The sequence below is a fragment of the Clostridium sp. CM039 genome (assembly GCF_055081075.1).
In genome coordinates this window covers 3656912-3678827 of record NZ_CM143649.1, presented here as the reverse complement: position 1 = coordinate 3678827, position 21916 = coordinate 3656912, and the positions used below count along the sequence as shown (strand labels likewise).

20 protein-coding genes and 2 other annotated features are annotated in these 21916 nt (G+C 30.7%); of the genes, 8 read left to right on the top strand and 12 right to left on the bottom strand.

Annotated elements, in window-relative coordinates; translation table 11 throughout:
• The gene (locus ACWJJ2_RS17220; RefSeq protein ID WP_462953614.1) at positions 1 to 1038 is read right to left on the bottom strand and encodes a nucleoid-associated protein; all 1038 of its coding nucleotides are present in this window, start codon (positions 1036 to 1038) and stop codon (positions 1 to 3) included.
• Between the two features lie 343 nt (positions 1039 to 1381).
• Between ACWJJ2_RS17220 and ACWJJ2_RS17215 the strand changes: the two genes are divergently transcribed.
• The 5 genes from ACWJJ2_RS17215 to leuS all read left to right on the top strand — a co-directional run bounded on the left by ACWJJ2_RS17215 (position 1382) and on the right by leuS (position 7025).
• The gene (locus tag ACWJJ2_RS17215) at positions 1382 to 1930 is read left to right on the top strand and encodes a class IV adenylate cyclase (RefSeq protein WP_216301872.1); all 549 of its coding nucleotides are present in this window, start codon (positions 1382 to 1384) and stop codon (positions 1928 to 1930) included.
• Positions 1930 to 2850, top strand: a complete 921-nt coding sequence (locus ACWJJ2_RS17210; RefSeq protein ID WP_216301871.1) for a DUF5685 family protein — start codon at positions 1930 to 1932, stop codon at positions 2848 to 2850. The genes ACWJJ2_RS17215 and ACWJJ2_RS17210 overlap by 1 nt, the downstream gene beginning before the upstream one ends.
• A gap of 124 nt (positions 2851 to 2974) precedes the next feature.
• A complete protein-coding gene (locus ACWJJ2_RS17205) occupies positions 2975 to 3604 on the top strand; it encodes a J domain-containing protein (RefSeq protein WP_220286203.1) in 630 nt (209 codons plus the stop codon).
• 26 nt (positions 3605 to 3630) lie between these two features.
• Complete coding sequence (locus tag ACWJJ2_RS17200; RefSeq protein ID WP_253198072.1) at positions 3631 to 4131, top strand: hypothetical protein; 501 nt, start codon at positions 3631 to 3633, stop codon at positions 4129 to 4131.
• 76 nt (positions 4132 to 4207) lie between these two features.
• Positions 4208 to 4469 (top strand) — a binding site (T-box leader).
• A 96-nt stretch (positions 4470 to 4565) separates the two neighbouring features.
• The gene (gene leuS / locus ACWJJ2_RS17195) at positions 4566 to 7025 is read left to right on the top strand and encodes a leucine--tRNA ligase (protein WP_462953613.1); all 2460 of its coding nucleotides are present in this window, start codon (positions 4566 to 4568) and stop codon (positions 7023 to 7025) included.
• An 87-nt stretch (positions 7026 to 7112) separates the two neighbouring features.
• Here the strand turns inward: leuS and ACWJJ2_RS17190 are convergent, their stop codons facing one another.
• From ACWJJ2_RS17190 to ACWJJ2_RS17160, 7 genes are all read right to left on the bottom strand, one after another.
• A complete protein-coding gene (locus tag ACWJJ2_RS17190; protein WP_165413656.1) occupies positions 7113 to 7904 on the bottom strand; it encodes a GTP pyrophosphokinase in 792 nt (263 codons plus the stop codon).
• 53 nt (positions 7905 to 7957) lie between these two features.
• On the bottom strand, positions 7958 to 8647 hold the full coding sequence (locus tag ACWJJ2_RS17185) for a metallophosphoesterase (protein WP_462953612.1): 690 nt from the start codon (positions 8645 to 8647) through the stop codon (positions 7958 to 7960).
• A 308-nt stretch (positions 8648 to 8955) separates the two neighbouring features.
• Complete coding sequence (gene tyrS, locus ACWJJ2_RS17180; protein WP_220319575.1) at positions 8956 to 10176, bottom strand: tyrosine--tRNA ligase; 1221 nt, start codon at positions 10174 to 10176, stop codon at positions 8956 to 8958.
• A gap of 209 nt (positions 10177 to 10385) precedes the next feature.
• Positions 10386 to 10601: a binding site (T-box leader), on the bottom strand.
• Between the two features lie 188 nt (positions 10602 to 10789).
• On the bottom strand, positions 10790 to 11200 hold the full coding sequence (locus ACWJJ2_RS17175) for an ATP-binding protein (RefSeq protein ID WP_216301864.1): 411 nt from the start codon (positions 11198 to 11200) through the stop codon (positions 10790 to 10792).
• Between the two features lie 117 nt (positions 11201 to 11317).
• Positions 11318 to 12463: an AlbA family DNA-binding domain-containing protein gene (locus tag ACWJJ2_RS17170; RefSeq protein WP_216301863.1), complete on the bottom strand. Its 1146-nt coding sequence runs from the start codon at positions 12461 to 12463 to the stop codon at positions 11318 to 11320.
• Between the two features lie 108 nt (positions 12464 to 12571).
• Complete coding sequence (locus ACWJJ2_RS17165; RefSeq protein ID WP_220286108.1) at positions 12572 to 13687, bottom strand: Ger(x)C family spore germination protein; 1116 nt, start codon at positions 13685 to 13687, stop codon at positions 12572 to 12574.
• Positions 13680 to 15086 (bottom strand): spore germination protein, encoded by a 1407-nt coding sequence (locus ACWJJ2_RS17160; protein WP_462953611.1) that lies wholly within the window; start codon positions 15084 to 15086, stop codon positions 13680 to 13682. Before ACWJJ2_RS17160 ends, ACWJJ2_RS17165 begins: the two co-directional genes overlap by 8 nt.
• 129 nt (positions 15087 to 15215) lie before the next feature.
• Between ACWJJ2_RS17160 and ACWJJ2_RS17155 the strand changes: the two genes are divergently transcribed.
• The gene (locus ACWJJ2_RS17155) at positions 15216 to 16295 is read left to right on the top strand and encodes a GerAB/ArcD/ProY family transporter (RefSeq protein WP_216301860.1); all 1080 of its coding nucleotides are present in this window, start codon (positions 15216 to 15218) and stop codon (positions 16293 to 16295) included.
• Positions 16296 to 16526: 231 nt separating this feature from the next.
• Here the strand turns inward: ACWJJ2_RS17155 and ACWJJ2_RS17150 are convergent, their stop codons facing one another.
• Positions 16527 to 17069: an ECF transporter S component gene (locus ACWJJ2_RS17150; RefSeq protein ID WP_216301859.1), complete on the bottom strand. Its 543-nt coding sequence runs from the start codon at positions 17067 to 17069 to the stop codon at positions 16527 to 16529.
• Positions 17070 to 17374: 305 nt separating this feature from the next.
• On the opposite strand from ACWJJ2_RS17150, the gene ACWJJ2_RS17145 reads away from it, so the two are divergent.
• Positions 17375 to 17530 carry a DUF5670 family protein gene (locus tag ACWJJ2_RS17145; RefSeq protein ID WP_165413665.1) on the top strand — a complete coding sequence of 52 codons (156 nt, stop codon included), beginning with the start codon at positions 17375 to 17377 and terminating at the stop codon, positions 17528 to 17530.
• 64 nt (positions 17531 to 17594) lie between these two features.
• Here the strand turns inward: ACWJJ2_RS17145 and ACWJJ2_RS17140 are convergent, their stop codons facing one another.
• The 3 genes from ACWJJ2_RS17140 to ACWJJ2_RS17130 form a co-directional block, all read right to left on the bottom strand.
• Positions 17595 to 19196, bottom strand: a complete 1602-nt coding sequence (locus ACWJJ2_RS17140; RefSeq protein ID WP_216301857.1) for a peptide chain release factor 3 — start codon at positions 19194 to 19196, stop codon at positions 17595 to 17597.
• Between the two features lie 218 nt (positions 19197 to 19414).
• Positions 19415 to 20410, bottom strand: coding sequence for a tryptophan--tRNA ligase (trpS, locus tag ACWJJ2_RS17135; RefSeq protein WP_216301856.1), 996 nt, complete (start codon positions 20408 to 20410; stop codon positions 19415 to 19417).
• 468 nt (positions 20411 to 20878) lie between these two features.
• Positions 20879 to 21253 carry a desulfoferrodoxin gene (locus ACWJJ2_RS17130; protein ID WP_216301855.1) on the bottom strand — a complete coding sequence of 125 codons (375 nt, stop codon included), beginning with the start codon at positions 21251 to 21253 and terminating at the stop codon, positions 20879 to 20881.
• Between the two features lie 395 nt (positions 21254 to 21648).
• Here ACWJJ2_RS17130 and ACWJJ2_RS17125 point away from each other — a divergent pair, with 395 nt between their 5' ends.
• Complete coding sequence (locus ACWJJ2_RS17125) at positions 21649 to 21870, top strand: hypothetical protein (protein WP_462953610.1); 222 nt, start codon at positions 21649 to 21651, stop codon at positions 21868 to 21870.
• Positions 21871 to 21916 lie beyond the last annotated feature (46 nt).

The window sequence follows — 21916 nt, the reverse complement described above, 5'->3', positions numbered from 1 at the left end:
CTATTTTTCAACATAATTGCTTACATGTTTAATAACCATATTAATTGTGCCATCACCATTTCTTTGTATTTCAAAGCGACTATTATCATGATATGTTTCTTCATTTACGTATAAATCTATATCTTTATCAATTTTTAGTCTTACTCTTTTTAGCTTTTTGTCTATCCACTCTTTATCAAGACTAATATTTTCTGAAACTCCTTGTTCTGTTATAAATTCAACAAATTTTTCTTTAGTATCATTATTTTCAGAAAACATTTCCTCAGACAATTCTTTAAGATCAATATTATCTTCTTCTCTAAGCTTTCTTTTTATAGTACTTCTAACAACTTCTGCTTCATCTGCATTTTCTGCAAAGTTGTTTTGGGTGAATTTTTCAGCTGCCTTCACGAAGTTTTTAGTAACATCTCTTTCATTATCAATAATTGTACAACCTAAGAAATCACTTATAAAGTAGTTTGAGCCATATTCCTCATCTTCTTTATTCTTGCTTTTTTTATCGATAACCATTAAATCAAAATTATTTTCATCTCTAATTGGTTTTAAAAACGTACATTTCTGTATTCTTTGAGAACTACCAGGTAATCCTGTAACCTGCGATACTATATCAATGCCTAATTTATTATCCACAAATTCGATAGTGTGCACATAGTTTTTAATATAATCCATTTTAAATATCCCAAGCATTGGTCCAAACTCTGTGGTAAAAGATACTATTACCAAATCACAGGAAGGAACGTTCCCAATAGATCTCATTAAAATAAACATCTGCCTTGCTAGTTCCTTAGATACCGCCAGTAAATTATTCTCACCATTTAAGTATTCTTGTGATAAATCTTTTACTATATTTCGATCGGAATTAAAGACTCCATACTTTAATTCTTCATCCTTTAAGCACTTCTGGATATGTTTCAGTAAATAGTTATATTTTTCTTCATCTAAGTCTAATGCATATTCATTCAAGATAGGTTCATCTGCATTGTTATCTAAAACATGAATAATAGCCTCATTTATATTAACTTCTTTTATATACTCCAAAAAAACACCACCTTAATATTTATCTAAGGCGCATTTAAACAAATAACAAGTCAATAATGCTAGTCCATTTATTTAAACGTGCCCAATTATTATACTATGTATCGTCACTTATAACAAAGTCATATATTGCTATTATCCTTAGTTCTTAACAGACTATTATTGTGACTACCTATTTTCCTGTATTGGAATTTGTAATTTTAAAGCAATATTAATGTTACTTTACTTAAGTTATGATATAATCACAATTAATGGTATAATAAAGAATTAATGATTAGATGTATAAAAATAGAAGCATAACAATTAATAACTGTTATGTTCCTAAGAGTGACAAGGAGGAACTACTTTGAGAGAAATAGAACTTAGAATTATAGATATTGATGTACAAGAAATCCGCAAAAAACTATTAAACATAAATGCTATAAAAGTAAAACAAGAAAATCAAATAAATAATATTTATGATTTCTCGGATAAAAGGTTACTAAACGGCAAAGGCTATGCAAGAATACGAACAGTGCATGATGAACTAACAAATTCCACAGTTCATTACATAACCACGAAAAAACTCATAAGCCAAGAAAAGTATAAAATTATGGATGAACACGAATCAGAAATTAAAGATGCAGCTGCTGCCAAGGGTATATTCGAATCCTTAGGTCTAGAGCTTATACAATCTATTAAAAAATATAGAGAAAGCTATAAATACAAAAATACTCTTATTGAAATAGATATAAATGAGAAGACATTCTGTCCTTTTCCTTACATAGAAATTGAAAGCGAGGATGAATTCGAAATTGAGGAAGTTGTGACTTTGCTCGGTTACCGATTAGAGGATACAACGGCTAAAAGCATTTATGAAATATTAAAATCAAAAAAATCATCAAAGGAACTATAATGTTTGGATATGTAACTCCATGTAAAATGGAAATGAAGATAAAAGACTACGAGAAATTCAAAGCTTATTATTGCGGCCTATGTAACTCTATTAAAAATAATTTTGGAAACCTACCAAGGCTTACTTTAAATTATGATATGACTTTCTTGGCAGTACTTTTGGATGCACTTTCAGAGAATAAATACAATTTTATTAAATTCAAATGTATTATGCATCCACTAAAAAAAAGGATTATGATTAATAATAACCAGGCAATAGATTATGCCGCCTTTTGTAACATTACTTTAGCCTATTATAAGATAATGGATGATGTTTACGATAATAAAACAATGAAAAGTAAAGTTTTTTCAATGTTTTTAAAAAACTATTTATCAAAATCAGATATAGCATATAATGATGTAATGAATTATACAAAAGAAAAGCTTTTATTACTAAATACCCTCGAAGCGGACCATAAGGATCTATGCATTGATGAGCAGCTATCTATAGATGAGCTTTCTCATGTTTTTGCTGACCTTACAGGCTTTATAATATCATTTTATTATAAGACTGCTTCCTTTAAGGATGATTTATATTGGCTTGGGTATAATTTAGGTAAATGGATATATATTATAGATGCTTATGATGATTTAGAAAAGGATATAAAAAGTGATTCTTTTAATGCTATAAATTCATTGTTTAATACTGATAAATTAGATTTTAAAAGTTTTAGTATATCGATAGCACCCCGAATTGATTTTTTATTATCTACCTGCGCGCAGCAATGTTTAAACTATCTAAATAGATTACCTTTAATAAAAAATGAAGCCATATTATGTAATATACTAGAACTCGGACTCATGGAAAAAATGGATAAGGTTTTTAACGACATTTCAGAAGGAAAGTCTCCCACTTCTATAAGTGGGAGTAACATACCCTAACAAGTAGAAAACTTCAGTGGGGGTATAAATATCCTTCTGAAGTCGTTAATATTACATCACCGCAGGTGATGATTTAATAAAGAATGTAACATTAATAATTTAAAAGGAGTGGAATATAAAGATGATAAATCCCTATGAAGTACTTGGTGTAAGACAAGGCTCATCTAAAGAAGATATTAAAAAAGCCTATAGAGAGCTAGCAAAAAAATATCACCCTGATCAGTATGGTGATAATCCTTTAAAAGATTTAGCAGAAGAAAAAATGCAGGAACTAAATGAAGCCTATGATTCACTTATGAAAAATACTAGTTCTTCAAGTAGCAATGGTTCTTCTAACAGTTACAATTCGTCTAATAATTATGGTTCTAATTCAAATAATGACTATACTAATAACAATATATATCAATCTATAAGAATGGATTTAAATAGCGGAAATATCGCTTCCGCTGAGCAGAAATTAAATTCCATGAATACTAAAACTGCCGAGTGGAATTATTTAACGGGAGTGCTTCACCTCAAAAAAGGTTGGCATGATAGTGCTTATAATTTTATAAGCCGCGCTTGCACGCAAGATCCTAATAATATTGAATATAGACGAAGTTTTAATGAACTAAATTCGCGTACTTCAAATTATAGAGATAACTATTATGGCAAGCGTAACAATGATTTTGGCATGGGTAATCTATGTCTTAACTTGTGGTGTGCAGATAGTATTTGTGAATGTTTAGGCGGAGATCTTATATCCTGTTGCTAATTCTATTAATTTAGGAGATGATTTTTATGAAATCTAATAATATTGCTAAGGGTGGAATATTCGCAGCACTTAGTTTAATATTACTATATCTTTCTTCTATTTTCCCTACAAATAAATTTTTTATGTTAGGCATTGCTTCCTGTATTATTCCACTTTCAATTTTAACTACCGGAATAAAGAATACCATTGTAGTATATAGTGCTGTCTCCTTGCTTAGTTTATTTATTATACCTTCAAAGCTTATAAGCATTGCATATATACTAATTTTTGGTTCCTATGGCTTTGTGAAATATTTTATAGAAAAATTAAGGAGTATGATTTTAGAAATTGTGCTTAAGTTATTGTATTTTAATATAGCCTCCGCTATACTTATATTTATTTATAAATTATTTATATTATCAAAACTTCCTAATATAAATATATATTTAACAATAATTGTTATGGAGTTTGCCTTCATAGTATATGACTATGCGCTTACTGTATTTATATCCTATGCAAATAAAAATCTTGTTATGAAATTTAAGTAAATCACATAGCCTTGACACAAAATTCTATTTAAATTATAATGAATAATAATACAATCTTAAACAAATGATACTATAATAAATTGCTTTTATTAGGAGTAGTAGTATTTATAGCATTTTAAAGAGAGCTGCTGTTGGGTCATTAAGATAAATAATGTCCCATAGGTGTGAAGCAGTAATGATATAATATGAACTTGCCTATGAGCTTATTTTTAAGTAAAATCTTACTTGTAAGTAAAAGCTTACTTGTGAAAACAAGTACGGTTAAAACCGTTATATTCTTAAGTGAGGCGTAATGCCTAATTAGAGTGGTACCGCGGAATATTACTTTCGTCTCTTTGTTGAGATGAGGGTTTTTTTTATTTTCTAATTTAAAACTAAGTGGAAAAGATTAATAATTGTTTTTAACCTATAGATCATAATAAGGAGGAATACTAATGGCAAAATATACTACAACTATCGATGAAAAATGGCAACAAATATGGGAAGAAACTAACCTTTATGAATTTGATGAAAATAAAATTGATAAGAAGTTATATGTACTTGAAATGTTCTCTTATCCATCTGGAAGCCAATTACATGCGGGGCATTGGTTTAACTATGGTCCTGTAGATTCTTGGGCTAGAATGAAGAAAATGCAAGGATACAATGTATTTCAGCCAATGGGCTTTGATGCTTTTGGTCTACCTGCTGAAAACTACGCAATAAAAACAGGAGTGCATCCAAAGGATTCTACGAAGCAAAACATTATTAATATGGAAAAGCAATTAAAAGCTATGGGAGCAATGTTTAATTGGGATCATGAAGTTGTTACATGTCGCCCTGATTATTATAAATGGACTCAATGGTTATTCTTAAAACTATTTGAAAAAGGCCTTGCTTACAGGAAAAAAGCACCAGTAAATTGGTGTCCTAGCTGTAGTACAGTACTTGCAAATGAGCAAGTAGTAGATGGCTTTTGCGAAAGATGTAACACTGAGGTTACTAAAAAGAATTTAACACAATGGTTCTTAAAAATAACTGACTATGCTGATGAACTACTAGAAAAGCTCGATACCTTGGATTGGCCTGAAAAAACCAAATCCATGCAAAAACATTGGATAGGCAAATCTACTGGTGCTGATGTTACTTTTAAAGTAGTTGATTCTGATGTAGACTTTAGTGTATTTACTACAAGAGTAGATACTTTATTCGGTGTTTCATATGTAGTCATAGCCCCTGAAAATGAACTTGTAGATGTCCTCACTAAAAGTGAATATAAAGATGCTGTTGAATCTTATAAATATGATGCTAGAAAACAAACTGATATAGAAAGACAATCTATTACAAGAGATAAAACAGGTGTATTTACTGGTTCTTATGCTATTAATCCTATTAATGGACGCGAGGTTCCAATTTGGGTAGCTGACTATGTTCTAAACACTTATGGAACTGGTGCAGTAATGGCTGTTCCTGCTCATGATGATAGAGACTTCGCATTTGCTACTAAATACAAATTGCCTATTGAAAGAGTAATTATTGGTTTTAAAAGTGTAAATGGAGAGGGCGAAAATCTCCCTTATACTGAACATGGAAAAATGGTAAACAGTCAAGAATTTGATGGTTTATCTACCATCGACGGGAAAAAAGCAATTGTAAAAAAATTAGAAAGTATAAGTCTCGGCTGTGAAAAAGTAAACTTTAGACTTCGTGATTGGTTAGTTTCAAGACAAAGATATTGGGGCGCTCCTATTCCAATAATTCACTGCGAAAAATGTGGGGCTGTTCCTGTACCTGAGGATCAACTTCCTGTAGAACTGCCGTACAACGTAGAATTTGCACCAGACGGAGAATCACCACTTGCTAAATGCGAGGATTTTATGAATGTCCCTTGCCCAGTTTGTGGCGGCGCAGCTCATAGAGAAGCTGATACTTTGGATACATTCGTTTGTTCTTCTTTCTACCAATTTAGGTATGTAGATAACAAAAACAATGAAAAAGCTTTTGATAAAGAGTTAGTAAACAAAATGCTTCCTGTAGACAAATATGTAGGCGGACCTGAACATGCATGTGGTCACTTACTATATTCAAGATTTATAACCAAGGCTCTTCGTGATATGGGATATTTAGACTTTGATGAACCATTCTTATCTCTTACTCACCAAGGTTTAATTTTAGGACCAGACGGAGTGAAAATGAGTAAATCAAAAGGAAATACTATTTCTCCAGACATGTACATAAAAGAGTTTGGCGCAGATGTATTTAGGATGTACCTAATGTTTGGTTTCGGTTATATTGATGGTGGAGCTTGGAGTGATGATGGTATAAAAGCCATTGGAAAATTTGTTGATAGAATTGAAAGAGCAATCGACACTGGAATCTGCATTATGTCAAAAGACCTTAATAACAAAGACTCTCTAGGAATAGAAGAAAAAGAATTAAACTGCTGGAGACATTTCGCAATAAAAGGTGTTACCGAAGATACAGAAAAACTTCAATTTAATACCGCTATTGCAAGACTTATGGAGCTTACAAATGCTATATTAAAATATTTTAATGTAGACAATATAAATAGTAAATTTTTAAAAGAAGTGCTTGTGGATTACCTTAAGATTTTAGCTCCCTTTGCTCCTCACTTTGCAGAAGAGAAGTGGGAAAGCTTAGGTATGGGTTACTCTGTATTTAATCAAATTTGGCCTAAATTTGATGAGTTTGCTCTTATAAAAGATGAAGTAGAGCTAGCTATTCAAATCAATGGTAAAATTAAATCCAGAATAACTGTATCTCAAAATTTAGATGAAGAAAGTATCAAGGAAATTTCTCTTAAAGATGAAACAGTAATCGCTACCCTAGAAGGTAAAACTGTGCGTAAGGTTATTATAATTAAAGGACGACTAGTTAATATAGTAGCTTCTTAGTAAGAACCACATATAGTTTTTACAGTTTAAATTTGAATTATTATAAAAGGAGAGTAGAAATTTTTAATTTCTACTCTCCTTTTCAATTTAAACTCCATACATATCTAATGTTTTTTGGGTTGCGCGAAGTAAGCTACTAATTTCATAAACTTCTCCTTCTTCTATTAGCTTATTTAATTGTTCTCTATACCTAGCTGCATCCGTTGACTTTCCAATCGACGAAAGCACAAGTATATTATTCATTATATCCGACACCAAATTAGATTTTACCTCAAACAATTTTTGTGCATCTTTAATTTCGTCTTTAATTTCTAGCATCTGTTCATCTAATTGAAAAGCAGCATCTGCAGCATTTTTAAGTTTTGCCCTTATATTCTCTGGTATATCATGCTTATATTTATAATTTAGAGAATGCTCTACTGTAGCCCAAAAATTCATTGCCAAGGTTCTAATTTGAAATTCTGCTAGTATTTCGGTTTGACCATCAGCTAAGTTTACAGGATACTTTATAATCATATGATAGCTTCTATATCCACTACCTTTTACATTTGCAACATAGTCTTTTTCATAAACCATCTGCATGTCACGTCTTTCACGAATTAGATTTACCACTTTATCAATATCATCTACAAACTGACACATTATCCTTATTCCAGCAATATCTTCCATTTCATATTCAATTCTATCCAGAGGGATACCGAATTTATTAGCTTTCTCAAGAATACTAGATATTTCTTTAACCCTCCCGGTAACAAACTCTATAGGTGAATACTCATTTTTTCGTCTATATTCTCTTCTTATACTTTTAAATTTTACTTTTAACTCTTCTACACCCTGTTCATAAGGAATTAAAAATCTTTTCCACTCTCTTATTGCCATATACTCAGTCCTTTACATAAAATTTCATATCCACATTGTATTAACTTTTGATACTATTCTAATATTTTTAAAGGATCGAAGTTTAAATAATCACAAGAAGTAACTATATATTCTGTGCCTTCTATATTTCCTTCATATAGCCTATTTAAAGATGGTCCATGTAAATGACCATATATGACCTTGCATACATTATACTCTTTTACTATTCTTATAAGTTCAGTTTCCTCAAACTTATCATTAGTAGGTGGATAATGAAGCATTACAATAAATTTATTATAACCCTTTTTCACTGCCTCATCGAGTGAAATTCGAAGCCTTATTAACTCTCTATTATATATTTTTTCATCATGAGTTGTAAATCTTGTATTTCCTGGGCAATTCCATCCCCGTGTTCCGCATATAGCAAAATCTTTGTAGTTAAAAAAGTTGTTTTGGATAAAATCCATATCCGCGTAGAGAGCATTAAGCTTCGTGATACCACTCCACCAATAGTCATGATTTCCTTTTATAAGTATTTTTTTACCTGGAAGCTCATGAATCCATTCTAAATCTTCCACACCCTCAGAAATATTCATGGACCATGAAATATCCCCTGCAATTAGTACAGTATCATCCGCTGAAACTTTGCTAAGCCAATTTTCTTTAATTTTTTCATTATGATTACTCCATTTATCTCCAAATATATCCATGGGTTTATCTGAATTTATAGATAAATGAAGATCAGATATTGCCCACAACGCCATAATATACCTCCTTATTAATCGTTTAGTTTTTTTCCATTAATTATCTATATCCGTTACATAAGCAATAACCTTAGCTATTGCTACACTCATTAGTGCTCAAAGTTTAACCTTAGTCATTTTTTTAATGTCTCTATGCTATTATACCTTTATATTGATTGTATTAAAACTTCTATCACTAAAAAATTCTCCCCAACTTGCCTTTAACCCTTCTCCAGCTTCAAAAGATATTTTACTAAAAGCTTTTTACCACTAAAAGAAAAAAGCAAAGTTAAAATATTAATTTCAACTTCGCCCTTTTTAAATAATTGCTATTCTATAGTTAAAGAATAGTATTTTTTCTTTCCTTTTTTAATAAGTACACAACCATCTTTAAAATTTTCTTCTAAAAGTGTTGCATTCTTATCTTCAATCCTTTTATCGTTAATAGTTAATCCGCCCTGCTCAATTAATCTTCTAGCTTCTGCTTTTGATGGCACCACTTTAGTGTACACCAATATATCCATTAGTCCCGCATTCTTCATATCGCACGGTATAGATACTTTAGGCACGTTACTCATATTAGTTCCACCACCAAATAATGCTTCTGCCGCTGCCTGAGCTTTGATAGCTTCTTCTTCTCCATGAATAAGTTTTGTAACCTCAAAAGCTAAAACTTTTTTAGCTTCATTTATTTTTTCATCTTTTAAAGCACTTAGACGCCTGACTTCATCCATTGGTACAAAAGTAAGTAACGATAAGCATTTTTCTACATCTAAGTCTCCAATGTTTCTAAAATATTGGTAAAAATCATAAGGAGATGTTTTATCTGCATCAAGCCACAGAGCTCCATTTACAGTTTTACCCATTTTAATCCCTTCGCTATTTGTAAGTAGCGTGCAAGTCATTCCATAAGAAGCTTTACTTTCTTTTTTTCTTATTAGTTCTATACCAGCAATTATGTTAGACCATTGATCATCTCCACCTAACTCCATAGTACATCCATATTTTTTATTTAACATTAAAAAATCATATCCTTGCATAAGCATATAGTTAAATTCAAAAAAAGATAAACCTTTTTCTAACCTCTGTTTAAAACACTCAGCAGCTAACATCTTATTTACTGAAAAATGTACTCCTATATCTCTTATAAAATCTACGTAATTTAAATTTAAAAGCCAGTTTGCATTGTTTTCAAGGATTGCTTTACCATCACTAAAATCTATAAGTTTTGAAAGCTGTGATTTTATACAAGATATATTATGATCAATTTCTTCTTTTGAAAGCATTTTCCTCATATCTGTTTTACCAGATGGATCACCAATCATTGTAGTTCCACCACCAACTAAGGCTATGGGTCTATGCCCTGCTCTTTGCATATGTGCCATAAACATCATAGTTATGAAATGTCCAATATGTAGGCTATCCGCTGTTGGGTCATATCCTATATAAAATGTTACCTTTTCCTGTCCTAATATTTTCTTCATTTCATCCTCGTGAGTAAGTTGTTTTATATACCCTCTCTCTAAAAGCGTATCATATACATTTTCCATAATTTATTCCTCCTTATTTTAACGACATTTCAAAATGAAAGTCTTCCTCTTCTATACTATGGCATCCCATAGTATAACAAAGAGAAAAGTTCAGTTGAAACCTAAGTCTCCTTTTGAAGTCGATATACTTATCTTCTGCGAAGCTGTGAGCACCGCAGGTGATGATTTAATACTGTGTTATTTTTTGAAATAAAAAAAACGCCTCCTAAGAAAGGGACGAAAAAATTCCGTGGTACCACCCAAATTGATTTAACAATCCGCTCATTCCTTATAACGTAAGGTTAACCCGTCTTAGCTTACTTTTTAAAAGCTTATTTCAGCTTAAAGCTCCAGAATGTATTTCACTATATTCCTTAACTAGTTCACACCTACCACTAGCTCTCTTAATAATTCCTACAGTTACTTTTTTCTTTCATAGCCTTTTAGATATAATTATTCATGTTATTAATTATATATGTGTATTTATAATATATCAAATGATATATTTGCTCGTTATAATTGATTAAAACCCTATATATACTATTTACGTTTATTTTCAACTATTTTCTCCATATACAATAAAAGCAGGGCTGAAAACCCTGCCTTACATTCACGTAAATAATATTCTATCTCTTTATGTGATATAATTCTTTAAAAATTGTGGTGGATTTAAGCATTCGCAACCTATATTCACATAAAATTCCAAGTTATACTTATTAGCTAAAATATCCATTTTAGAAAACAATTGTGCCGTATGCTCAAGTTTATCATCAATAATATTAAATACACCATCAACAAAGATGGTATCAATATCATAATCTCTAGAAAGCATACCGCACAAAAATCCATAAAAATCATCATGACTTTTTAAATTGAACTCATTTATTGCTACAAGTCTCATTTTTGTACTTAATTGCAACGTAGCTTTAGTATCATCATCAATATATACTATGTTTCCTTTAACTTTATCAACGGACTGGTTGGCTAATTTAATTAGAGCTTTAGTTTTACCCGAACCCTTTTTACCACAAAATACATGAATCATGTTAAACGCCTCCTATTTTATCTAATATAACCAGATAATTATTAAATAGGTCTACTCGTACACAATATTTTTATACATATTATATATTATTCGTAATATGTTCACAATATTATAGTTTTAAATAAAGTTCTTAATCCCTGGGAAAATCACCTTAAAAGTATTATCATCTTTTGAATCTACAAATATTACCTTACCATATTTTGAAAAATCTTTTTTCATTCGTGCAAATCCTCTTCCTGATTTTATAAATCTTTTTCTATCATCTAATGCTATTAACTTATCATATATCCACATATTCCTTTTTAAATAATTATGGGTATTAATTTCAGTTGAAAATAATAGGTTACCTGGACTAAATACGCTTACACTGTTATAGCTTACCACTATTTCAATTTCCTTATAAAATATAGTATAATCTCTATAAAGTATTGCGTTTTTTACAGCCTCATACACTGCAGCAATAGGATAATTTACTGGAAATATATTTTTAAAAAATTCTTCTGTCCTATCTAGCATATCTAATAAATTCCCTTGCACAATTATAACCTCATCAAAGTTATCGTTTACCTTATTTACTATCTTTATCATATTATGCGGTAAATAGATACTGTTAATTGAAGAAAATACCAATAATCCCCCTAGTGTTACTACCCTCTTATTATAATCTCTTTCAATAAAAGTTATTCCTGCATTGTCCATAAATCCTAATCTACTGTTATCATTTACTAAAATGCCCTTATTTAAAAAGTATTTATTAATTATATTAAAATCTAAACTACTAATACCACTATTTACAATAGGTATAGTTTCGATATTGAGACTTAGATTTTCTTGTAAACAAGAAATTAATTCTTCTTTTCTCATAGTATCTGTTGTGGAACCTCTCCTAATGTAAAATGCACCATTCTCCCTTAATTGATAGGGCCTTTGACCACCATCATATATAGTTATAATCGCCAAATTTTTGCTTTGAAATGTTACGAAATCTAGCGATACTGGAATAGGCGGTTCACATCTTGAACTTATAATTTGTTGTAACTGTTCTTCTTTAAAGTCACATACCTTAATACCTATGATTTTTTTCGTTTTATCCTCTACTCCAATAACAAGGTATCCTCTTCCTCCACGGGAGTTGGCTATAGCACATATATCTTTAGCTAATTCTCTTTTCCCACTTTCTATTAATATATCAATTCTTTGCTTGAAATCTAATTTTGTACCCTCATCCCTCTTTAACAATATGCTAATTTTTTTGCTATCCATATATTTCACTCCAACCGCGCTATAATGATATATTATGCTTATAGTAGTGCAATGTTTCCAAGTATTATACCTTACAACAAAAGACGATGGAATACCACCGCCTTTTTATTAGAAGTTTTTAACAACCCCTGTGTTCATTATTTTCACTTCAACTTCAACTTTTAGCTCAGTTTTTTTAATAATATCATCATTTTTTATCTTTGGATATTTTGCATGAAATTGCTCCGTTATATCAAAAATATCCATATTTAATGCCTTATATTTTGCAAACATATTATTGCAGGCTTTCAAAATATTTTCTTCTGACTGCTCCTCAATTTTACTGATATTTTCTTTTGTAAGTGTAATTTCTTTTTGAGCTTCTGCTAAATCCACCTTAACTTTAATTTTCTTTTTCAAATGAACAATATTATTATCATAACTGATTTCTGTCTTAGTTTTACTTTTTAATATTTCTAAAGTAATAAATTTATTAGTATCACAGGGATTAGTTGTTTCTAAAGTACCACCTAAAATAGTGTTCATTAAAAAGTTAAAGCCTAACCCTTCATCTCTTTGTAATACGCCAACCATTTTATCGTCTTTAATTACAGCTCCGCCATTTACTTCTAAAGTCCCTTCTAAACTATCTTTTGGGATATCTATTATGGGTACTACATTTACTTTATCTCCAATTTTTCTTTGATTGTAAAACTCATTTAAACTTAGTTTTACAGCTCTTGAAGATGCTCCAATATTTTCTATAAGTTGCACTACAAATGATCCAATGTATTTATCTTCAGGCATATTTAGCTTCATAAGTTCCTGTGGATCTCCTTGATATACTGTAATATACGGTCTTATAAGAAATTCTTGATCACGATCCATAAAATCTATGAAATTATCAACACCGAATTCTGCAGCCTTTTGAGTAAATATTATGGCACTATTCTGTGTATAGTTTAATTTATAACTAGAAGTAGCATTCATATTTCTGACAGCTTCAAACATTGTTTTTCCTGTTGCTTTAAATAAGATTCTTTGATCCGCTCCTTGAGGTGATGTTCCTCTTACTCCCTTAAAAGCTTCAGCATATAATATAGGATTACCGGTATTATCTGCATCTATTACTAATGCAGAAATAAATAAAACCTTATTAATATCCTTATAACTAAAACATGATGTCATAGTAAAACAATTCATTATTATACATATTATTACTAATGTTTTTTTATACTTATTCATTATAATCATCCCTATCAAAAATACTATTTGATATCTTGCTAAGATCTTTTCTATATAATATATCCTTAAATTTAAAGCTTTCTAGTGTACCTAAAGGGAATAAATATGGATATCCACAACTCTCTAGTCCCGCCATATGTGAGATAAAAATAAAAAATCCAATGTAAAATCCTGGTAACCCAAGCACTGACGAAAACACAATAATAATTATATTCCATATAGATAGAGCGCCATAAAGCTTTGGCACTAAAAAAGAAGAAATAGATGAAAGTGCCACAATTACTACAGTGCTTTGTGATGCTAAACCTGCTCCCACTGCAGCATCGCCTAAAATTAAAGCTCCAACAATGCTCATTGCCTGGCCTATGAGTTGTGGCAATCTTATTCCTGCCTCTCTAAGTAATTCAAAGAAAAAAGTCATTAGTAGTAGTTCTATAACCGTAGGCAGAGGTACTCCTGCTCTAGCGACTGAGAGTTTTACAGCAATCACCTCTGGAATAAGCGAAAAGTGAAAGGTAGTAATCGCCAAATATACCCCTGACAATAAGGTAGCTGAAAAAAAACTAAACACCCTTATAAGTCTTGATATATTAGTAAAATACCTATTAGAATAATAATCATCTGGTGTTTGAAAATTATCCACAAAAAAATACGGTGCAGTAATTACAAAGGGTGTTCCATCTACGATTATTGCCACTTTCCCTTCTAAAAGCTTTGACGCTGCCACATCTGGTTTTTCGGTAGTGCCTATTGTGTCAAAAGCTGTGTTCTTATTTTTTAATTCTTCCTCAATGTAATTTGTGTCTAATATAAACTCTAATTTTATATTGGTCACCTTTTTCCTTATATAATCAACAAGTTTCTTCGGGGCCACACCTTCTATGTAGCATATTACGGCTACCGTATTAGATTTACTCCCTAAAATTATCGGTTCAAATTTCAAATCCGAATTTTTTATTTTACGCCTAATCATTGATACATTATCTACAAAAGCCTCCGTGAATCCTTCCCTTGGTCCTTTAATTACATTTTCTGTAGAAGGCTCTCCCACACTCCGCCTCACATATCCCTTGGCCTCACAATAAATTGATTTATTTGCAAAAGAAAATATAAGCACCAAGTCTCCAGATAAAATGTGATCTATAGCCTCCTTATTACTATTAATATCTCCAATGCTATTAGCTGGTAATACTTCTTTTTTTATATACTCTAAATCTACAGTTGTAATTTTATGTTGTATTAGAGGGTTAAATATATATTCACTAATAAATTTAGAATCACATAAATCATCAATAAATACGCCGAATATTACTCCCATATCAGTCTCTATCTCTCTATATTTGATATCGTAGCTATTTTTTAATTTTTCTTTAATATAATCTATATTTATTTTTTCCATTTTAATCACCCAACTTATTATTTGTAATATTTAAGTTTAATATTCTCAAATTGGGAAATAATACAACTATATTGCAAATTTTATTACAATGCAATTTAGAATCAAAACAAGGAGGAGACAAGAAAAAAAATGGATAAGCTAAATACAAAACATTTAATGTTCATAATTTGGGGAACCTGCATTGTAGCAATGAAAACTTACCCCAATGTATTCATTATAAATGGAGGTAGAGATTCCTGGATTTCCGTCACTATTGCTTCTATTATTTTATTATTTTATTTTATTTATTTGATTTTTGTTTGTAAAAAATGCAATTGCTATGATATGGACAAAATATACCATAAAGCCTTAGGTAAAACCATGGGAGACATCTTTTTAATTTTATTTATCATAACTTTAATTGTCAGCTTAATAGAGAGTTGCTCTGTAGAATCAAATGCCTTGCATCTAAATCTGCTTTCAGATACTCCTCCTTGGTTTTTTCTCTTGTTTATAATAATACCCGCCGTTTATATTACAAAGAAGGGTACTAGAGCGATAACTATAGTTACTATTTTAGTTATTTGTCTTACTATGATAGCCGGGATAAACCTAGCAATTCTTACAGCTAAATATAAAAAGTTTAGTCACCTACTTCCTATAATGGCGGATGGCGTCACTCCCTCTTTTATTTTATCTATAATAAAGGCCCTTGGATGTTACGGTAGTATAGCTGTTTGTATCCCATTTTTGTCTAGGGTAACTAATAAGTCAAAAATCACAAAACATTGCGTTATTGCAATATTAATAGTAATACAAATGGAGATTTTCGCAAACATAGGCGTTTTAAGTACCTTTGGCGTAGTTAGAGCCTTGGAGATTAACTATCCTAAACTCATACAAACTCAGTTAGTTGATTATTTCGGGTTTATAGAAGGAGGGGAGTTTTATGTAATGCTTCAAATGGTAGGCGGCTGGTTTATAAAATATGTATTAGAGCTAACCGCTATCATGATTTTATTAAAAAAGCTTTCCTTCTCTAATAAATATTGGATATACATTATTACTTTATTTGTATTCATAATCTCCTATTTCATTTCCGCTAAAGTAGTATTATTATATAAATTTTTAAATCTTTACGTCTATTTTTCTGTAATAGGCTTTATGTTAATACCAACAATAATTTTCACTGTATTTTACTTTAAAAGTAAAAAAAGCGCTAGAAACTAAAAAAAGTATATATTACTATTAATGCATTCACTTCGCTAAGTACTACTAATTTTATTTTTAATTAATCTGCTGCAAAACATAAACTCGCTATCGCAAGATATAAATTCGCTAGCGCTCAAGCATATGTTTTTCTTAACGCATTTTAATTAAAACTAAAATAGGAAGTTCTAAAGCTTGCTTCAATACATTATACGTAATATATACTTTTTTTTGCGCATAAAATATCTTATATTATCTACTAATTTTGCTTTTTAAAGCTGTTATTAAAGGTAATGCTAAAGCAATACCTCCTACTACTTGAAAAACATTAGTAGGTATGTCCTTTAAAGAAATAATTAAGGCTTGTTTAAGTGCAAATTCCTTAGAAATAAATGTTAGTATAATAGCTCCCCCTAAATAATACATCGCAATCATCCAAATCCCTGCTACAACAAAAGCAAAGATATTATTTGAAAATTTATTTCCATTATAATTTTTTCTATAGGCAATTGTTCCAGCAATATACCCCATTGTACCTTTAATAATGAGTGTAAATGGTGCCCACATGGTATATCCATTTAATAAATCAAATAAACACATACCAACAGCAGAGGATATTGCTGCTTTTTTTCTTCCAAATAATATAGCTGATAAAAAAATCATACTATCTCCTAAATGAAGTACACCCATAAAAGTAGGTATATGTATAACCGAAGCAGCTATAAACGTAATCGCCGCCATTAGACTAATTTGTACTATGTCAATAGTTTTAATTGGTGATATTCTATTTTCCATGTTTATCCCCCCTAAAATTAAATCTTTAATATATCCTTAAGCGTCTTTCTAACATCATTATATACAACATTTATCATCTTTTCAAATGTATGCATACACTTTTCCACAAATATATTGCATATACTTTGCTAAAATAATAAATACTATATATAAGCCACTTTAGTAGATAACTCTACTTTAGTAGATAACTCTACTTTAGTAGATAACTCTACTTTAGTAGATAACTCTACTTTAGTAGATAACGCCACTCTTATGGGTTTTTAATCTTATATTAAATTGTAATTTTAATAAGTGGAGGTGGAAATATGACCTTTTTACGTTGGTTAGGTGGATTTGTAGTGTTATTTTGGTTAATGGGAGTTCTTTTCAGCATAGGTGGAAGTTTAATTAATATCCTGCTAGTAGTTGCTGCGATTGTATTTGTAATTGATGTTCTATCTAGCAGAAAAAGAAACATGTAAAAACCTTCTAAACGTGAAAAAATCTCTTGAAATTAATTCAAGAGATTTTTCTTTTATTTTTTATTTAGTCCTTATCTTTACCAATGTCTGATAAAATCAAGCCTTTATTATGCTCTGTCGCCCAGCTAATACCCCACTCATTTTGGAATACTAATAGGTTTCTGTCCTTAAGGTCTTTAACTATCCTAGCATCACTAGTCAAGTTGAGTTTTTCTTTATCTATATCTATATTACACTTTTCAATCCATCTTATATGTTTAAATGCTAACCTTTCTATCTTAATATCTACATTATATTCATTTTTAAGTCTGAACTCTAATACTTCAAACTGAAGTACTCCTACAACCCCAACTATGATTTGTTCAATCCCTATATGAAGTTCCTTAAATACTTGGATTGCGCCTTCTTGAGCTATTTGTGTAACGCCCTTTATAAATTGCTTTCTCTTCATGGTATCAACAGTTCTCACCCTTGCAAAATGTTCTGGCGCAAAAGTTGGTATTCCTTCGAACTCAAATTTATTTGAAGAAGAACATATGGTGTCTCCTATGCTAAATATACCTGGATCAAAAACTCCAATAATATCTCCTGCATAAGCCGTGTCCACTATTTCTCTCTCTTGTGCTAAAAATTGTTGAGGTTGTGCTAATTTTATTTTATTACCGCCTTGTACATGATAAACATCCATGCCCTTTTGGAACTCTCCAGAACAAATTCTCATAAACGCCATCCTATCCCGGTGAGCTTTATTCATATTAGCCTGAATTTTAAATACAAAGGCAGAAAAGCCCTTACTAAAAACATCAATTTTCCCTATACTTGAATTTCTTGGTAACGGCGCTGAAGTTAATTGTAAAAAGTTATCTAAAAAAGGCTCAACTCCAAAATTAGTTGAAGCACTTCCAAAGAACACCGGAGTAAGTTCTCCTTTAGCAACTTTGTCCAAATCAAATTCATCCCCTGCTACATCTAAAAGCTCCATATCTTCCATAAGCTTTTCATATAATGTTTCACCAATAAGTTCGATTGCCTTTTCATCGTTAATACTTATTTTTGTCTCTTTAGCTTCTATTTGGCCATGCTTTCCATCATCAAAAACAATGATTTCCTTTGTACGTCGATCATAAACCCCTTTGAAATCTACCCCACAACCTATAGGCCAATTTATTGGATAAGATCTAATTCCAAATTCATTTTCTATTTCTTCCATAAGTTCAAATATATCTCTAGTTTCTCTATCCATCTTATTAATAAATGTAAAAATAGGTATTTCTCTAATGCTACAAACATGAAATAGCTTTCTTGTTTGTTCCTCGACCCCTTTTGCACCATCAATAATCATTACAGCACTATCCGCTGCCATGAGGGTTCTGTAAGTATCTTCACTAAAGTCTTGGTGACCTGGTGTATCAAGTATATTTATACAAAAATTATTATAATCAAATTGCATAACTGAAGATGTAACAGAAATACCTCTTTGTTTCTCTATTTCCATCCAGTCAGAAACTGCATGTTTAGACGCTTTTCTAGCTTTAACTGAACCTGCAAGCCTTATTGCGCCCCCATATAATAATAATTTTTCCGTCAGTGTAGTTTTACCAGCATCCGGATGGGAAATTATAGCAAATGTTCTTCTTTTTTCAATCTCTTTTATGTAATCCGCCAAGGTCATCACGCTCCTTTTATTTTTTTACATGCACATATATATATTCTTACAACCACTCTCTGAACTGCTAGTGGTTCTAAATTTCACTTTTCATTTCTCTACCTATCAATTCTAGCTTTAATCAAGAAATCTGTCAACTAAGGTTGTACTACCCGCTGTGAGCTATATATTATAGTATGAAGTTTCTTATTACAATTCCACCTGGAGAATTTTATACTTTATCTTGGTATAAATCCTATTTTCTTTTGCATTTTCCTTAGTGTCTTATTAGCCACATAGTTAGCTTTTTCCGAACCCTTTTTATAAATTTCTTCTAAATAAGCTTTTTTCCCTATGTATTCCTTAATCTTTATCTGTATAGGTTCAAGTTCTGCAACTATTGCTTCTGCTACATCTTTTTTAAATTGAGCATAACCTAATCCTTCATATTTTTCTTCTATTTCACCTATAGAAATACCAGTTATAGCCATTAATATAGTCATTAAGTTCTTAACGCCTAATTGTTCGTCGTTATACTTAACAACCCCTAAGCTATCTGTAACTGATCTGTTTACTTTCTTTCTTATAACTTCCGGTGGGTCCATTATTAAAATGAATCCATTAACATTCTCTCCTGATTTAGACATTTTTTTAGTTGGTTCTTGTAGATCCATTACCTTAGCCCCCGATTTACCTATATATGGTTCAGGTATTACAAAGGTATCACTATAGGTTTTATTGAATCTTTCAGCTATATCCCTGGCAATTTCAAGATGCTGAGTTTGATCTTTTCCTACAGGCACTAAATTAGTTTGATATAATAAAATATCTGATGCCATTAGCACCGGATATGTCAATAATCCTGCTCCTACACTCTCACTGTTTTTAGATTTTTCTTTGTATTGAGTCATTCTGCTTAATTCTCCCATGTAAGTAGAACAAGTTAAAAGCCAAGCAGCTTCACTATGTGCGGATACATGTGATTGAATAAACATAGTATTTTTCTCTGGATCAATACCTGAAGCTATGTAAATAGCCAACATTTCTAAGGTTCTTCTTCTCAAGTCCTTTGGTTCTTGCTTTACTGTAATCGCGTGTAAATCCACCACACAAAAATAGCATTCATATTCTTCTTGTAATTTAACCCAGTTTTTTATAGCTCCTAAATAATTTCCTAGTGTTAAGTCGCCCGAAGGTTGAATCCCACTAAATATTACCTTTTTATTTTCTTCCAAAATAATCATCTCCTATAATAATAATAATAATAATAATAATAATAATAATAAATGAAAATCATATATTGATCCGAATGCTAATTCTTGTTCATATGCTTTCTAATCAATATCTTATTTTTTCATTATTCTAAATGTGCTAAATACAAAAAAAGCCCTATGGATAAATCCATAGGGCGTATATACACGGTACCACCTAACACTTACAAGCTACATTAAAGCTTCTACTTAAACAGATACACTTGTATATCCTACCTTTATAACGTAAGGCTTACGTCAAGGACTACTGCATTTCATCCCGAGTCTTAGAGATCCATTCAATTTAAACATAGTTATCGTAATTCCACCATCAACGACTCTCTGTGAATCTGTTTTTAAATTTACTTACTTCTCATCAAAGACTATAACATTATAAGTTATTTAAATTATATTATGCCTATTCACTTAAATTGTCAATAATAATTTTAAATTTTATGCTTTCCAAAGTCCGTGTAAATTACAGTATTCTCTTACGAATACCACTTTTTCTTCTAACTTAAATTCTGCTTCTGGTTTATCACCTAGTTTTAAGTATTTTCTGTACACCTTATTTTCTGTGTGTACTTCAATAAATTCAATATGATGTTCTTCAAGCATTGGGTGCTCAACTGCTCCAACCTTAACCCTAATTCCACCTTCTATTTTTTCAATTACGGGAACATGTTTTTCAGCTGCTGCATCCTGAGTATTTTCTACTTTAAGTGTCATTGGTTTTCCACAACATACTAAAGTTCCGCCAGCGTTATGAACAACTTCAACTATATTTCCACATACATCGCATTTGTAAATTTGTCTTAATTCAGTCATTTTTATTCCTCCTTTAAATTTGAAAATCTATAAAATACTTATTATATTTTTTCAATTTATAACCGTTATCTATTGATAGTAATTAGATATATATTATTCTACATTTGTTTGAAAATTACCTCTTTTTTTTGAATTTTATTTACATATGTATTTTATGCTAATTTAATTCATTATATGCACCAATATAATTTAACGACATTTCAGAAGAAAAGTATCCCATTTCTATAAGTGGGAGTATAATTCGCCTTCTGAAGTCGTCAATTTATCTTCTTAGAAGCTATGCATCTTCTGTGAAGCTGTTGCAGCTCCGCAGGAGATGATTTAACTAATATTACCTTCATTTTTTTCTCTCTTTCGTGGAATACTATATAATACAATATAATATAAAAGGAGGTATGAACATGACTAAGGACCTTAAGAAGCAAACAAAAGTATATGCACCCTACGATAGAGATTTTTATGAATTAGAAGAGAAGGAGATAAGATCTTACTCTGAAAATGATTCTACTATGCTACCAAACCCAGTAACTGATCCTATAGTTTCTATGAATATATCCAATGTTGAATTTGACTATACCTATAATGGTGGCCAAGAAATTCCAGATACAGAAGACTAACTTGTTTTAAAGCTATAAAAACAGATGACTTCTTATTAGAAGTCAC